This is a genomic window from Kitasatospora sp. cg17-2 (genome assembly GCF_054031055.1).
The window spans coordinates 6,673,993-6,687,992 of the sequence record NZ_CM132923.1; the positions used below are offsets into that span (position 1 = coordinate 6,673,993).

Below are 14,000 nucleotides of genomic sequence, written 5' to 3' on the forward strand. Positions count from 1 at the left end.
AGTTGCTCGCGTCCACTGTGTTGTTCTGAAACAACGACCCCCACACCTGGTCACGGTGTGGGTGCGGTTGACAGTTTCATAGTGTTTCGGTGGTCATAGCGTGAGGGAAACGCCCGGTTACATTCCGAACCCGGAAGCTAAGCCTCACAGCGCCGATGGTACTGCAGGGGGGACCCTGTGGGAGAGTAGGACGCCGCCGAACAATCATTGTGAAGAACCCCCGTCGGGAAACCGACGGGGGTTCTTTGCGTTGTGCCCGATTTCCGTCGGGGCCCGGTTTCCGTCAGAGCGCCAGCTTGAATCCCAGGTGGGAGGGGACGAAGCCGAGGCGCTCGTAGAAGCGGTGCGCGTCGGTGCGGGTGATGTCGGAGGTCAGCTGGACGAGCTGGGCGTCGAGTTCGCGGGAGCGCTCGATCGCCCACTGGATCAGTTCGGTGCCCAGGCCGCTGCCGCGTTCGTCGCCGTGGACGCGCACTCCCTCGATGACGGTCCGGGTGGAGCCCTTCCGGGAGAGGCCGGGGACGACGGTCAGCTGCAGGGTGCCGACGGTCCGGCCGGCGCGCTCGGCGACGACGAGGTGCTGGTGCGGGTCGGCGTCGATGCGGTCGAACGCGGTGCGGTAGGGCGTGAGATCGTCGGGGCTCTCGCGGGTCGCGCCCAGGGCGTCGTCGGCGAGCATCGCGACAATGGCCGGCAGGTCGTCGCCGGTCGCCCGGCGGATCGTCAGATCGTTCATGGTCACACCCTAGAAGGGCGGTTGGCGTCATCAGCCGGGCGGGGCGCTGGTGATGACGGCGAAGGCCGCGCCGTGCGGGTCGACGAGCCTGGCCAGGCGGCCGACGCCGTGCACGTCCTCGGCGGGGAGCCGGACGGTGGCGCCGAGCCGTTCGGCGGTGGTGAGGGTGGCGTCGACGTCGGGCACCTCGAAGGAGGGGAGCCAGTGCGAGGAGATGCCGGCGGCGGTGTCCTGGGGCGGGATCGGGCAGATGCCGCCGTGCGCGTCCGCCGTCCCGCCTCCCGGCGGGGTGAGCACCGTGTAGAGATCCAGGCCGAGCGGGACGTCCTGCTCCTGCCAGCCGAACACCGCGCGGTAGAAGGTCTTGGCGGCCTCGGCGTCGATGCTGAAGCACTCCGTCCAGCAGAGGCTGCCGGGTTCGGTGACGAGGTCCAGGCCGCGGACGTCGTGCGGCTGCCAGACCGCGAAGTCGGCGCCGGTCGGGTCGGTGCAGCCGGTGGTGCGGCCGCTGGTGAGGACGTCGAAGGGGCCGAAGCGGACCGCCCCGCCGGCCGCGCGGACCAGGGCCGCGGTGCGGTCGGAGTCGAGGGTGCGGAAGTGCACGGTCCAGGCGGCGCGGAGGCCGGCGGAGGTCACGGGGCCGAGCGCGGCGACCGTCCGGCCGTCCTGGCGGAAGAGGCTGTGCTCTGCGGCACCGGGGCCGGTGGCGGAGGTCCAGCCGAACAGCCCGCGGTAGAAGGCGGCCGAGGCCGCGGTGTCCGGGCTCGCGAGGTCGAGCCAGTTGGGGGCGCCCGGCCGGAAGTCGGTGGTGAGCACGGTGTTCCGCTCCTTCGATGTCGGACCTGGCCCCTCCCCGCCTGGCTCTCCCCGCCCGCCCCAGCCTGGCACTCCCGCCCGGGATGTCGCACCCGGACGGTACGGTGCGTAGCGGAAGTCGTTCCGCACGGTGACAGGAGGCCCGGTGGCCAGGCAGACAGCGGCGCGCACCGGAGCCGGCACCGGAACCGACCAGGCGGTGCCGCGTCAGCTCGCCCAGGTCGAGGGTGTGCTGGAGCGGATCACCTACGCCAACGAGGAGACCGGCTACACCGTGGCGCGGGTCGACACCGGGCGGGGCGGCAACGATCTGCTGACGGTGGTCGGCGCGCTGCTGGGGGCCCAGCCGGGGGAGTCGCTGCGGCTGCACGGGCGGTGGGGGTCGCACCCGCAGTACGGGCGGCAGTTCGTGGTGGAGAACTACACGACGGTGCTGCCGGCCACGGTGCAGGGCATCCAGCGCTATCTGGGGTCGGGTCTGATCAAGGGGATCGGGCCGAGGTTCGCCGAGCGGATCGTGGAGCGGTTCGGGGTGGACACCCTGGAGGTGATCGAGCACGAGCCGGCCCGGCTGATCGAGGTGCCGGGGCTCGGGCCGAAGCGGACGAAGAAGATCGCGGCCGCGTGGGAGGAGCAGAAGGCCATCAAGGAGGTGATGGTCTTCCTGCAGGGGGTCGGGGTCTCGACCTCGCTGGCTGTGCGGATCTACAAGCAGTACGAGGACGGCTCGATCGGGGTGGTGAAGAACGAGCCGTACCGGCTGGCCTCGGACGTCTGGGGCATCGGCTTCCTCACCGCGGACCGGATCGCGCAGGCCGTGGGCATCCCGCACGACAGCCCGGAGCGGGTGAAGGCGGGCCTCCAGTACGCGCTGTCCCAGAGCAGCGACCAGGGGCACTGCTACCTGCCGGAGGAGCGGCTGATCGCCGACGGGGTGAAGCTGCTCCAGGTGGACGTGGGGCTGGTGATCGACTGCCTGGCGGAGCTGGTGGCCGCCGAGGGGGTGGTGCGCGAGCAGGTGCCGGGGGCGGCGGGGGAGCCGATCACGGCGGTGTACCTGGTGCCCTTCCACCGGGCGGAGATCTCCCTGGCCAATCAGCTGCTGCGGCTGCTGCGGGCGGACACCGACCGGATGCCCTGGTTCGGGGACGTGGACTGGCCGGCGGCGCTCGGCTGGCTGGCCCGGCAGACGGGCGCGGAGCTGGCGCCGGAGCAGGAGCAGTCCGTGCGGCTGGCCCTGACCGAGCGGGTCGCGGTGCTGACCGGCGGTCCCGGTTGCGGCAAGTCGTTCACGGTGAAGTCGATCGTGACCCTGGCGCTGGCGAAGCGGGCCAAGGTGGTGCTGGCGGCGCCGACCGGGCGGGCGGCGAAGCGGCTGGCGGAGCTGACCGGGGTGGAGGCCTCGACGGTGCACCGGCTGCTGGAGCTGCGGCCGGGCGGGGACGCCGCGTACGACCGGGACCGGCCGCTGGACGCGGACCTGGTGGTGGTCGACGAGGCGTCGATGCTGGATCTGATCCTGGCGAACAAGCTGGTCAAGGCGGTGGCGCCGGGCGCGCACCTGCTGTTCGTGGGGGACGTGGACCAGCTGCCCTCGGTGGGTGCCGGGGAGGTGCTGCGGGACCTGCTCGCGGAGGGCGGGCCGATTCCCTCGGTGCGGCTGACCAGGATCTTCCGGCAGGCGCAGCAGTCGGGGGTGGTGACCAACGCGCACCGGATCAACGAGGGGCTGCCGCCGCAGACCGAGGGGCTGCCGGACTTCTTCCTGTTCGCGGAGGAGGACGCGGAGCTGGCGGCGGGTCTGACGGTGGACGTGGTGGCCCGGCGGATCCCGCAGAAGTTCGGCTACGACGCCCGGCGGGACGTCCAGGTGCTGGCGCCGATGCACCGGGGCCCGGCGGGCGCGGGCAACCTCAACACACTGCTCCAGGCGGCGGTGACGCCGGCCCGGGAGGGGCTGGCGGAGCGGCGGTTCGGCGGGCGGACGTTCCGGGTGGGGGACAAGGTCACGCAGATCCGCAACAACTACGACAAGGGGCGGAACGGGGTCTTCAACGGCACAGTGGGAGTGGTGACGGCCCTCAGCGTGGACGACCAGCGGCTGACGGTGCTGACGGACGAGGACGAGGAGGTGCCGTACGACTTCGACGAGTTGGACGAGCTCGCGCACGCCTACGCGGTGACCATCCATCGGTCGCAGGGCAGCGAGTACCCGGTGGTGGTGATTCCGGTCACCATGTCCGCGTGGACGATGCTTCAGCGAAATCTGCTCTACACGGCGGTGACCAGGGCCCGAAAACTGGTTGTGCTGGTGGGGTCACGGAAAGCGATCGCCCAGGCGGTTCGCAGTGTCAGTGCAGGTCGGAGGCATGCCGCGCTCGACCACCGGTTGGCGTCTGGATGATCCTCCAAGGGATGCTTGCCTCTATTGTTCTCTTGACGTGAAGAGATTTACGGCAGAGCCTGGTGGGGTGCCGATCTTGTCCGGTTCGTACCGGCTGCGGTGGCAGGTTTTGTAGGGGCGGGCCCTTTCGGGTCACCCCGGGTGCGCGGCTGTCCGCCGGATGGGGGATGGTAGAGACAGTCAGGGCACCTTGGAAGAGGATTCATTTCGTCGGTGAGGAAGACGTGAGCGACAACTCGGTAGTACTGCGGTACCAGGACGGCGAGTACGAGTACCCCGTCGTCGAGAGCACTGCGGGCAACGCCGGCTTCGACATCTCGAAGCTGCTCCCGCAGACCGGCCTGGTCACCCTGGACAACGGCTTCGGCAACACCGCCGCCTACAAGTCCGCGATCACTTTCGTGGACGGTGACAACGGCATCCTGCGGTACCGCGGTTACCCGATCGAGCAGCTCGCCGCCAAGGGTGACTTCATCGAGACCGCCTACCTGCTGATCAACGGCGAGCTGCCGAACGCGGGCCAGCTGGCGGAGTTCAACCGCGAGATCACCCAGCACACCCTGCTGCACGAGGACGTCAAGCGCTTCTTCCAGGGCTTCCCCCGGGACGCCCACCCGATGGCGATGCTGTCCTCGGTGGTCGGCGCGCTGTCGACGTTCTACCCGGAGAGCCACAACCCGTTCGACGCGGCCCAGCGCCACCTGTCGACGGTCCGCCTGCTGGCGAAGCTCCCGACCATCGCGGCCTACGCGTACAAGAAGGCGATGGGCCAGCCCTTCGTCTACCCGCGCAACGACCTGAGCTACGTCGAGAACCTCCTCCGGATGACCTTCGCGGTCCCGGCCGAGGACTACGAGCTCAACCCGGTCATCGTCAACGCGCTGGACAAGCTGCTGATCCTGCACGCGGACCACGAGCAGAACTGCTCGACCTCCACCGTGCGCCTGGTCGGCTCCAGCCACGCCAACCTGTTCGCCTCGATCTCGGCGGGCATCTCGGCGCTGTGGGGCCCGCTGCACGGCGGCGCCAACCAGGCCGTGCTGGAGATGCTGGAGAGCATCCAGAAGGACGGCGGCGACGTCGACGCCTTCATCACCAAGGTCAAGAACCGCGAGTCCGGCGTCAAGCTGATGGGCTTCGGCCACCGCGTGTACAAGGCCTTCGACCCGCGCGCCGCGCAGGTCAAGCTGCTCGCCCACGAGGTGCTCGGCCAGCTCGGCAAGTCCGACGAGCTGCTGGAGATCGCGCTCAAGCTGGAGGAGCACGCGCTCAAGGACGACTTCTTCGTCTCGCGCAAGCTCTACCCGAACGTGGACTTCTACACCGGTCTGATCTACCGCGCCATGGGCTTCCCGACCAGCATGTTCACCGTGCTGTTCGCCCTCGGCCGGCTGCCGGGCTGGATCGCCCACTGGCACGAGATGATCAACGACCCGACCAGCCGGATCGGCCGTCCGCGCCAGATCTACACCGGCGTCGAGATCCGCGACTACGTCGGGATCGACGCCCGCTGACGCTGACGCCAAGCGCACGCCCTGACACCGTGCCACGAGGGCCCGGCCGCACTTCTGCGGCCGGGCCCTCGGTCTTCGGTCCTCCATGTCCGGCGCACGACTCCGGGGGCGGCTGCGGGCCCGGGACGGCCGCTCAAAGCGTCCCCGGCCCCGCCACACCCCGGCGTCGTGCGCGAAGGCCGCCAACCTCGGCGACCGACCCGGGGCCCGCCGGAGCCCCGTCGGCGACAGTGGTGGCCACGCGTCGACGTTGTGCCGTTCGCCACGTCTTCGCCCACCGGAAAAACTGCCGCACTACCAACCTAAGACGTATCAGCGTGCGAGAAGTTACGCCCGGGGGGTGTGAGCTGCCTCTCGCCACGCTCCGTGTGCGTGCGGTACCGGCTCCATACCACACCTTCCGCCGGCGGCGACGTCACCCTCCCCGCAGTCACGGCAACCGAGCGTGATAGGAATCGTGGCATTCCGGTACGGACCGCCCCGCACCTAGCAGCGTGGCGGCGGAGCTGGGGAGGGAGTGCGCAGATGACCAGGAACGTGGTTGTCACCGGCGGTGGCACGGGGATCGGGTACGAGGTGGCGCGGCGGTTCGCCGAGGCCGGCGAACAGGTCGTGATCGTGGGCCGGCGGCGTGCGGTGCTGGAGGAGGCCGCCGCCACGTTCGGGCCGAACGTGACCCCGCTGGTCTGCGACCTCGCCGATCCGGACGCCGTGGAGTCCGCGCTCGCCGAACTGCCCGAGCGGATCGACGTGCTGGTGAACAACGCCGGCAGCCGGGAGACCGTGATCGGTGCCGGTCCGCACGCCCTGCTGGCCCGCTGGCGCGGCGACTTCGAGCGCAATGTGCTGACCGTGGTGCTGCTCACCGAGTCGATCCGGGACCGGCTGACCCCGGGCTCCGGGCGGGTGGTCACCATCAGCTCGATCGCGGCGCTGCGCGGGGCGGGCTCGTACGGGGCGGCGAAGGCCTCCCTGCACGCCTGGAACAACTTCCTGGCCGCCCAGCTCGGCACCTCGGGCATCACGGCCAACATCGTCGCCCCGGGCACGGTGGCGGGCACCGAGTTCTTCGGGCCGAGGCTGGACGAGGCCGAGGTCTCCCGCCGGGCGGCCCGCACGCTGCTCGGGCGGATCGGGGAGACCGGCGAGGTGGCGGCGGCGGTGCAGTTCCTGGCCTCGCCGGAGGCCGGGTTCATCACCGGGGAGATCCTGCACTGCAACGGCGGCGAGCTGCTCGGCCGCTGAGGGCCGCCGGGACGGCCGAGGGCCCGTACCGCGGACGCGGTACGGGCCCTCGAGCGTCCCGGGCGTGCTCCTGGCCTCCTAACCGGCCTGGAAGGTGCGGAGCCGGAGGCTGTTGGTGAGCACGAAGACCGAGGAGAAGGCCATCGTGGCGCCGGCGATCATCGGGTTGAGGAGTCCGGCGGCGGCCAGCGGGATCGCGGCGACGTTGTAGCCGAAGGCCCAGAAGAGGTTGCCCTTGATGGTGCCGAGGGTTCTCCGGGAGAGGCGGATGGCGTCGGCGGCGGAGCGGAGGTCGCCGCGGACCAGGGTGAGGTCGCTCGCCTCGATGGCGGCGTCGGTGCCGGTGCCCATGGCGAGGCCGAGGTCGGCCTGCGCGAGCGCGGCGGCGTCGTTGACGCCGTCGCCGACCATGGCGACGATCCGGCCCTCGGCCTGGAGGATCTCCACGGTGGCGACCTTGTCCTCGGGCAGGACCTCGGCGTAGACGTCCTCGGTGGGGATGCCGACCTCGGCGGCGACGGCCTCGGCGACGGTGCGGTTGTCGCCGGTGAGCAGGACCGGGCGCAGGCCGAGGGCGCGCAGTTCGGCGACGGCCCGGGCGCTGGTGGGCCGGACGGCGTCGGCGACCTCCAGGACGGCGCGGGCGGCGCCGTCCCAGCCGACGGCGACGGCGGTGCGTCCGGCGGCCTCGGCGGCCCGCTTGGCCTCGGCGAGCGGGGCGGGCAGGGGCAGTGCCCGCTCGGTGAGCAGGGCCTCGCGGCCGGCGACGACCGCGTGGCCGTCCACGACGCCCTGGACGCCGAGGCCGGGGAGGTTCTCGAAGCCCTGGACGGCGGGCAGGGTGCCGAGGCGTTCGGCGGCGGCGGTGGCGATCGCGGCGGCGATGGGGTGTTCGGAGGCGTGTTCGAGGGCGCCGGCCAGGCGCAGGGCCTCGTCCTCGGTGGTGCCGTCGGCGGTGCGGACGGCGAGCAGGGTCATCCGGCCGGTGGTGACGGTGCCGGTCTTGTCGAGGACGACGGTGTCGACCCGGCGGGTGTTCTCCAGGACCTCGGGGCCCTTGATCAGGATGCCGAGCTGGGCGCCGCGGCCGGTGCCGACCATCAGGGCGGTCGGGGTGGCCAGGCCCAGGGCGCACGGGCAGGCGATGATCAGCACCGCCACGGCCGCGGTGAACGCCTCGGTCGCGCTGTCGGTGGCCAGCAGCCAGGCGGTCAGGGTGCCGAGCGCGATCAGGATGACCACCGGTACGAAGACGGCGGAGATCCGGTCGGCGAGGCGCTGGGCGGCGGCCTTGCCGTTCTGGGCGTCCTCGACCAGTTGGGCCATCCGGGCGAGCCGGGTGTCGGCGCCGACCCGGGTGGCCTCCACCACCAGCCGGCCGCCGGCGTTCACGGTGGCGCCGGTGACCGTGTCGCCGACGGCCACCTCGACCGGCACGGACTCGCCGGTCAGCATCGAGGCGTCCACGGCCGAGGCACCCTCGACCACCACGCCGTCGGTGGCGATCTTCTCCCCGGGACGGACCACGAACCGGTCGCCGACGGTGAGCCGGTCGACCGGCAGCCGGACCTCACGGCCGCCCTGGAGGACGGCGACGTCCTTGGCGCCGAGGTCCAGCAGGGCGTGCAGGGCGGCCCCGGCGCGGCGCTTGGAGCGGGCCTCCAGGTAGCGGCCCAGCAGGATCAGCACGGTGACGGCGGAGGCCGTCTCCAGGTAGAGCATGGACGAGGCGTCGGTGTCTCCGACCGAGAGGGAGAACTCGTGCCGCATGCCGGGCATGCCGGCGTCGCCCCAGAAGAGCGCCCAGAAGGACCAGCCGAAGGCGGCCAGGGTGCCGAGCGAGACCAGGGTGTCCATGGTCGCGGCGCCGTGCTTGAGGTTGGTCCAGGCGGCCCGGTGGAACTGCAGGCCGCCGTACACCACGACGGGGCCGGTGAGCGCGAAGGCCAGCCACTGCCAGTTGGTGAACTGGAGTGCCGGGACCATCGACCAGAGGACCACCGGGAGGCTGAGCACGGCGCTGACGAGCAGCCGGTCGAGCAGGGGGTCGGTGACCGGTCCGGCGCTCGCCGCGGCCCCGGCGGGCGCCTCGGCCGGGACGGCGGCCACGGGCGGGGGCGGGGGTTCGGCGGTGTAGCCGGTGGCCTCGACGGTGGCGATCAGGTCGGCCACGCTGACGTCCGGCCCGAAGTCGACCCGGGCCTTCTCGGTGGCGTAGTTGACGGTGGCCTCGACGCCGTCCATCCGGTTGAGCTTCTTCTCGATCCGGGCGGCGCAGGCGGCGCAGGTCATGCCGCCGATCGACAGTTCCACGCGCTCGCGGACGGCGGTCGGTCCCGCCGGGCCGGCTATGGCGCTCGTCGCCTCCGGGGAGGTGGAGCCCGGGGTGGAGGTGCTCATGTGCTGATCAGCTCCTAGGAGAGGGCGCGGCGGGGGCGCGGTCACCGGCCCCCGCTGCGCGGCGGGGGCTCTCAGGCCGAGCGGCCGACCAGCTCGTAACCGGCCTCGTCGACGGCGGCGCGGACCAGCTCGTCGTCCAGCTGGTCGCTGGTGGAGACGGTGACGGTACCGGCCTTGGCGTCGGCGGAGACCTCCGTCACCCCGGCGAGGCCGGAGAGCTCCTTGCTCACCGAGTTCTCGCAGTGTCCGCAGCTCATGCCGGTCACGGTGTAGGTGATGGTGCTGGACATCGGGGCCTCCGAAAGATCGGTACGGCCGCGAGCGTACGCCCGGGCCCTGCTCTTGGGAACACCATACCCTTGGGGGGTATTCCGTACGAGTGCGGATGGTGTGGTGTGGATCGCATTCCGTTTGTCGCGCCGCGCACGGCCGGAACGTTTTCCGAGAGCAGAGCGTAGGCGTCCGGACACGCTGCGCTCGAATCCGCGCCGTGGTGCGGGCGGATTCGCGTGCGGCGGGCCCGGAAGGCCGTCGCCGGGGGCCGCCCGGGTGGGGGCCCCTCCCAGTAGTCGGACGGCGGGCCGTTCTGGTTCGATCCGGAACGGGGCGGATCGGAGCAGCGGGAGAGCGGAGGGGAGCGGGGGCTCAGAGCGGGGCGGACGGGAGCTGGGTCGGGATCGGGGACCGCCGGTCGCCGCGGACGAGCAGGCGCAGCCAGGACAGTCCGCCGAGCGCGACCAGGAGCAGCCCGGCCGTGTCGTACAGGGTGTAGAGGTGGACCTGCTCGGTGGTCGGGCTCGGCAGGCGGCCGAGCTCGAACAGGGCGCGCTGCCAGTCGGCGGAGGTGCTCCGGGCCACCAGCCAGACCGCGATGCCGCTCATCGAGTCCCAGAGCGCGTGCAGCGCGGAGACCCCGAGGTAGGTCAGCAGGACCGGCGGGGTGAGGCGGAACCGGCCGCCGCGCCGCTCGCGGAACAGCACGCCGCCGAGCAGTGCCGTCCACAGGATGTGCCCGACGGGGGCCAGGACGCCGCGCAGGATCTCGGTCTCCACCAGGTTGCGCAGCGAGAGTCCGTCGGTGGTGAGTACGGCGTTGAAGGCGTACCCGGCGCTCTCGAAGGCGGCGAAGCCGGCGCCGACGGTGGCGCCCAGCACCAGGCCGTGGCGCAGGCCGCTCACCCGCACGCGACGGCTGACCAGGACCAGGGCGGTCAGCTTGGCGGCCTCCTCGATCAGGCCGACGCCGAGGTGCGTCCAGGCCGAGGGGGAGAGCAGACAGGTCTCCAGGACGGAGGCGCCGAGTACGCCGATGAGGCCGCCGACGCCGAAGCAGCCGAGGATCCGGTCGGCGCCGAGGCCGGTGGCGTGGCGTTCGTAGGCCCGGGTCGCCACGGTGACCGGGACGAGGAAGCTGCCGAGCAGGACGATCGTCGGCACCAGGTTGCTGTTGCCGGTGAGGAAGGTGACGGCGACGGTCGCGATCCACAGCAGCAGTCCGCCGAGGAGGATCCGGGGCCACTGGGCGGGGCGGGCCGAGGGGCGGACGGACGGGGCGGAGAGGTGGGGGGTGTTGCGGTATCCGGACACCGGTGAGGGCTCCCTTGTGTGATCCGCTTTCGTCGCACTGTATGACGAATCAGGTGCTTTGGTACCTTTTGGCACAGTCCGTGGAGTGACGGTGCCTGCGTCCGGGGGTACGCCCGCGTTCCGGGGTGGGGGGACGGGGCGGGGTCGGGGGTGAGACGGGATGGGACGGGGTGGGACGGGTGCGGGGGTGGGCGGGTTGATCGTCCGTTATGTTCGATATGTGTTCCCGATCCGTCGAGCCCAGTCGCCGTCCGATCCGACCGGCGCCGGGCAGCCGCCGGCCCGGCGGCGCGGCGCGCTGCTCGCCGTCGACCTGCTCGACATCCCGTTCTGGCGCCGGGCCTCGCCCGCCCTGCTCGCGATCGTGCTGGTCGGGCTCGCGGACCTCTACTCCGGCCGGGACCGCTACCTCGCGCCCCTGATGACCGTCGTCCCCAGCATCGCCGCGCTCACCCTGCGGCCGCTCGAACTGCTCGGCGTCTGCTGGCTCGGCCTGCTCGCCGTCTTCGGCCTCAGCCACTACGACGAGGTCGACACCATCAACGACGCCCGCTTCCTCTGGGGCGCGATGGTCAGCTATCTGCTGCTCACCGTCTTCTCCGCCTGGGTCGCCAGGATCAGGATGCGCCGGGCCGCCGCCTTCGCGGCGGTCAGCTCCGTCGCGGAGGCCGCGCAGCGGGCCCTGCTGCGGCTGCCCGGCCCGGTCGTCGGGCCGCTGCGGCTCGCCGTCCGGTACGTCTCCGCCGCCGACGCCTCCAGGATCGGCGGGGACCTCTACTCCGTCCTGGAGACCCCGCACGGCACCCGGGTCGCCGTCGGCGACGTGCGCGGCAAGGGGCTCGGCGCGGTGCAGACCGCCGCCGTGGTGCTGGGCGCCTTCCGCGAGGCCGCGTACGACGAGGCCGGGCTGCGCGGGGTGGCCGCCAGGATCGAGGCCAGTGTGGAGCGGCACGTGCCGGACGGCGAGTTCACCACCGCGCTGTTCGCCGAGTTCCGCCGGCCCGGTGTGGTCGAGCTGCTGCAGTGCGGGCACGTCCCGCCGATCCGGGTCGACCCGGACGGCCTGGCGCACGTGCTGGACGCCCCCGACCCCTGGGTGCCGCTCGGCCTCGGCCGACTGGCCTTCGGCGAGCCGAGCACCTGGGACCAGGCGTTCGGGATCGAGGACGTGCTGGTGCTGTGCACCGACGGCGTGATCGAGGCCAGGCACCGGGACAGCGGCGAGTTCTACCCGCTGGCGGAGCGGGTCGGGCCGCTGGTGCGCGGCGCGGCCCGCTCCGCCGCCGAACTGGAGGCGGCCGTCGGCCGGGTCTACGCCGACCTGCTCGCCCACACCGGGGGCGAGCTGCGGGACGACGCGCTGCTGCTGCTCGTCACCCGCACCGACCCGGCCTGGACGGTGCAGTCCTAGGTGGGTGCCCCGGGCTGCTCGGCCGCCCGGGCGGCGGTGGTCCCGGCCAGGGCCCGGAAGAGCAGGACGGTGGACCGGGCGCCCGGGTCCTGGTGGCCGACGCTGCGCGGGCCGAGGTAGGAGGCGCGGCCCTTGCGGGCCTGCAGCGGGACGGTGTCCAGGGCGCCCCGCTCGGCGCCCGCGGCCGCCGCCGCGGCGGCCTCCGGCAGTCCGGCCCCGGCGGCCACCGCCTCGCGGTAGGCGTCCAGGGCGGGCGTCCAGGCGTCCACGAGGGTCTTGTCCCCCGGCGTGGCCCGGCCGAGGTCCCGGACCGCCCGCAGCCCGGCGGCCAGCGCCTCGCCCAGTCCGGCCGCGTCGGCGGGCGGCTGTCCGGGCGGCGGCAGCGCGGCGCCGATCGCGCGGAAGGCCTTGCCGTAGAGCGGGCCGGAGGCGCCGCCGACCTTGGAGATCAGGGTGGTGCCGGTCCTGCTCAGCAGCGCGCCGGGGCCGGCGTCCGGCGCGACCGGGCCGGACGGACTGTCCGCGCCGTCCGCGCCGTCCAGGACGGCCAGGACGGCGGTGAAGCCGCGTCGCAGATTGCTGCCGTGGTCGCCGTCGCCGATCGCCGAGTCCAGCTCGGTGAGGTGCTCGTGCTCGCGCTCGACCGCCGCGGCGATCGCGCGGACCCAGTCCTCGGCGAGACGGGTGTCGACGTCCATGGGGATGGCTCCTTCGGGTCGTTCGGCCGGGGCGGGCGGCGGCGGGTTCAGGCGCGCTTGAGGGCCGGGGTGTCCACCGGGGCGTCCCACAGCTCCAGCAGCTGCGCGTCGGCCTTGGTGAGGGTGAGCGAGAAGCCCGCCATGTCCAGGCTGGTCACGTAGTTGCCGACCAGGCTGCGGGCCACCGTGATGCCGTGCTCGGCCAGCCGGGCGGCGACCTCGCCGAACACGATGTACAGCTCCAGCAGCGGCGTCCCGCCCAGTCCGTTGACCAGGGCGATCACCTCGTCCCCGGCGGTCAGGTGGTGGTCGGTGAGGATCGTCGACACCACCTCGGCGACCAGTTCGCGGGCCGGGCGGAGCTTCTCCCGGCGGCGGCCCGGTTCGCCGTGGATGCCGACGCCGACCTCGATCTCGTCCTCGGCCAGCTCGAAGCCGGGCTTCCCCGCCGCCGGGACGGTCGCCCCGGTCAGCGCGATCGCGAACGAGCGGGAGGCCGCGTTCACCCGCTCGCCCAGGGCGGCCACCGCGTCCAGCGGCGCGCCGCGCTCGGCCAGCGCGCCCGCGATCTTCTCCACCGCCACCGTCGCGCCGGTGCCGCGCCGGCCGGCCGTCCAGGTGGAGTCCTCCACCGCGACGTCGTCGTTGACCAGCACGGTGCGGACCTCGATGCCCCGCTCGGCGGCCAGCTCCGCGGCGAGCTCGAAGTTCATCACGTCGCCGGTGTAGTTCTTGACCACGAACACCACGCCCGCGCCGGAGTCCACGGCCTCGGCGGCGGCCAGCACCTGGTCCGGGACGGGCGAGGTGAAGACCTCGCCGGGGCAGGCCGCGTCCAGCATGCCGGGGCCGACGAAGCCGCCGTGCAGCGGCTCGTGCCCGGACCCGCCGCCGGACACCAGGCCCACCTTGGGGGCCGGCGGCCGCACCGCCCGGGTGATCACCCGGTGGACGAGGTCCACCGCCAGCTCCGGATGGGCGGCGGCCACTCCGGCCAGCGCGTCCTCCAGGACGGTCTCCGCGGTGTTGATGAGCTTCTTCACGGTGTACGCGCTCCCCTCGGCCGACGGTGCTGACCCGACGCTACGCCGGAGGGGCCTCCGGCGTCCCGGATCCGCCGTGCCGCCCGGTTCCTCACCCGTTCGGAGCAACGCGCGGGCGTTCCGGCCGCGATGTCGCGGACCCGGCG

The 14,000-nt window shown here is 72.7% G+C and carries 11 protein-coding genes and 1 rRNA gene; 5 read left to right on the forward strand and 7 right to left on the reverse strand.

Going from position 1 to position 14,000, the window contains the following annotated elements:
- The first annotated feature begins 85 nt into the window (after positions 1-85).
- A 5S ribosomal RNA gene (rrf, locus tag ACW14Y_RS28100) occupies positions 86-202 on the forward strand.
- Between the two features lie 81 nt (positions 203-283).
- Here rrf and ACW14Y_RS28105 read toward each other — a convergent pair.
- Positions 284-736 carry a GNAT family N-acetyltransferase gene (locus tag ACW14Y_RS28105; RefSeq protein ID WP_380312261.1) on the reverse strand — a complete coding sequence of 151 codons (453 nt, stop codon included), beginning with the start codon at positions 734-736 and terminating at the stop codon, positions 284-286.
- A 30-nt stretch (positions 737-766) separates the two neighbouring features.
- Positions 767-1,552 (reverse strand): VOC family protein, encoded by a 786-nt coding sequence (locus tag ACW14Y_RS28110; protein WP_456983722.1) that lies wholly within the window; start codon positions 1,550-1,552, stop codon positions 767-769.
- Positions 1,553-1,751: 199 nt separating this feature from the next.
- Here ACW14Y_RS28110 and recD2 point away from each other — a divergent pair, with 199 nt between their 5' ends.
- From recD2 to ACW14Y_RS28125, 3 genes are all read left to right on the forward strand, one after another.
- A complete protein-coding gene (gene recD2 / locus ACW14Y_RS28115) occupies positions 1,752-3,956 on the forward strand; it encodes an SF1B family DNA helicase RecD2 (RefSeq protein ID WP_380393413.1) in 2,205 nt (734 codons plus the stop codon).
- A 224-nt stretch (positions 3,957-4,180) separates the two neighbouring features.
- On the forward strand, positions 4,181-5,470 hold the full coding sequence (locus ACW14Y_RS28120) for a citrate synthase (RefSeq protein WP_375983141.1): 1,290 nt from the start codon (positions 4,181-4,183) through the stop codon (positions 5,468-5,470).
- A gap of 525 nt (positions 5,471-5,995) precedes the next feature.
- Complete coding sequence (locus ACW14Y_RS28125; RefSeq protein ID WP_266274312.1) at positions 5,996-6,715, forward strand: SDR family NAD(P)-dependent oxidoreductase; 720 nt, start codon at positions 5,996-5,998, stop codon at positions 6,713-6,715.
- Between the two features lie 78 nt (positions 6,716-6,793).
- Here ACW14Y_RS28125 and ACW14Y_RS28130 read toward each other — a convergent pair whose 3' ends face one another.
- The 3 genes from ACW14Y_RS28130 to ACW14Y_RS28140 all read right to left on the reverse strand — a co-directional run bounded on the left by ACW14Y_RS28130 (position 6,794) and on the right by ACW14Y_RS28140 (position 10,702).
- Positions 6,794-9,115: a heavy metal translocating P-type ATPase gene (locus ACW14Y_RS28130; protein ID WP_456983724.1), complete on the reverse strand. Its 2,322-nt coding sequence runs from the start codon at positions 9,113-9,115 to the stop codon at positions 6,794-6,796.
- Positions 9,116-9,186: 71 nt separating this feature from the next.
- On the reverse strand, positions 9,187-9,405 hold the full coding sequence (locus ACW14Y_RS28135) for a heavy-metal-associated domain-containing protein (RefSeq protein WP_030395102.1): 219 nt from the start codon (positions 9,403-9,405) through the stop codon (positions 9,187-9,189).
- Between the two features lie 355 nt (positions 9,406-9,760).
- Positions 9,761-10,702: a PrsW family glutamic-type intramembrane protease gene (locus ACW14Y_RS28140; RefSeq protein WP_380299848.1), complete on the reverse strand. Its 942-nt coding sequence runs from the start codon at positions 10,700-10,702 to the stop codon at positions 9,761-9,763.
- Between the two features lie 220 nt (positions 10,703-10,922).
- Here ACW14Y_RS28140 and ACW14Y_RS28145 point away from each other — a divergent pair, with 220 nt between their 5' ends.
- Entirely contained in the window at positions 10,923-12,113 is a 1,191-nt protein-coding gene (locus ACW14Y_RS28145) for a PP2C family protein-serine/threonine phosphatase (RefSeq protein WP_380299847.1), read from the forward strand.
- Here ACW14Y_RS28145 and dhaL read toward each other — a convergent pair.
- Together dhaL and dhaK are read right to left on the reverse strand one after the other, a co-directional pair.
- Positions 12,110-12,811 (reverse strand): dihydroxyacetone kinase subunit DhaL, encoded by a 702-nt coding sequence (gene dhaL / locus ACW14Y_RS28150; RefSeq protein ID WP_456983727.1) that lies wholly within the window; start codon positions 12,809-12,811, stop codon positions 12,110-12,112. The two genes, ACW14Y_RS28145 and dhaL, sit on opposite strands and share 4 nt — an antisense overlap.
- A gap of 47 nt (positions 12,812-12,858) precedes the next feature.
- Positions 12,859-13,854 carry a dihydroxyacetone kinase subunit DhaK gene (gene dhaK / locus ACW14Y_RS28155; RefSeq protein ID WP_380299845.1) on the reverse strand — a complete coding sequence of 332 codons (996 nt, stop codon included), beginning with the start codon at positions 13,852-13,854 and terminating at the stop codon, positions 12,859-12,861.
- Positions 13,855-14,000 lie beyond the last annotated feature (146 nt).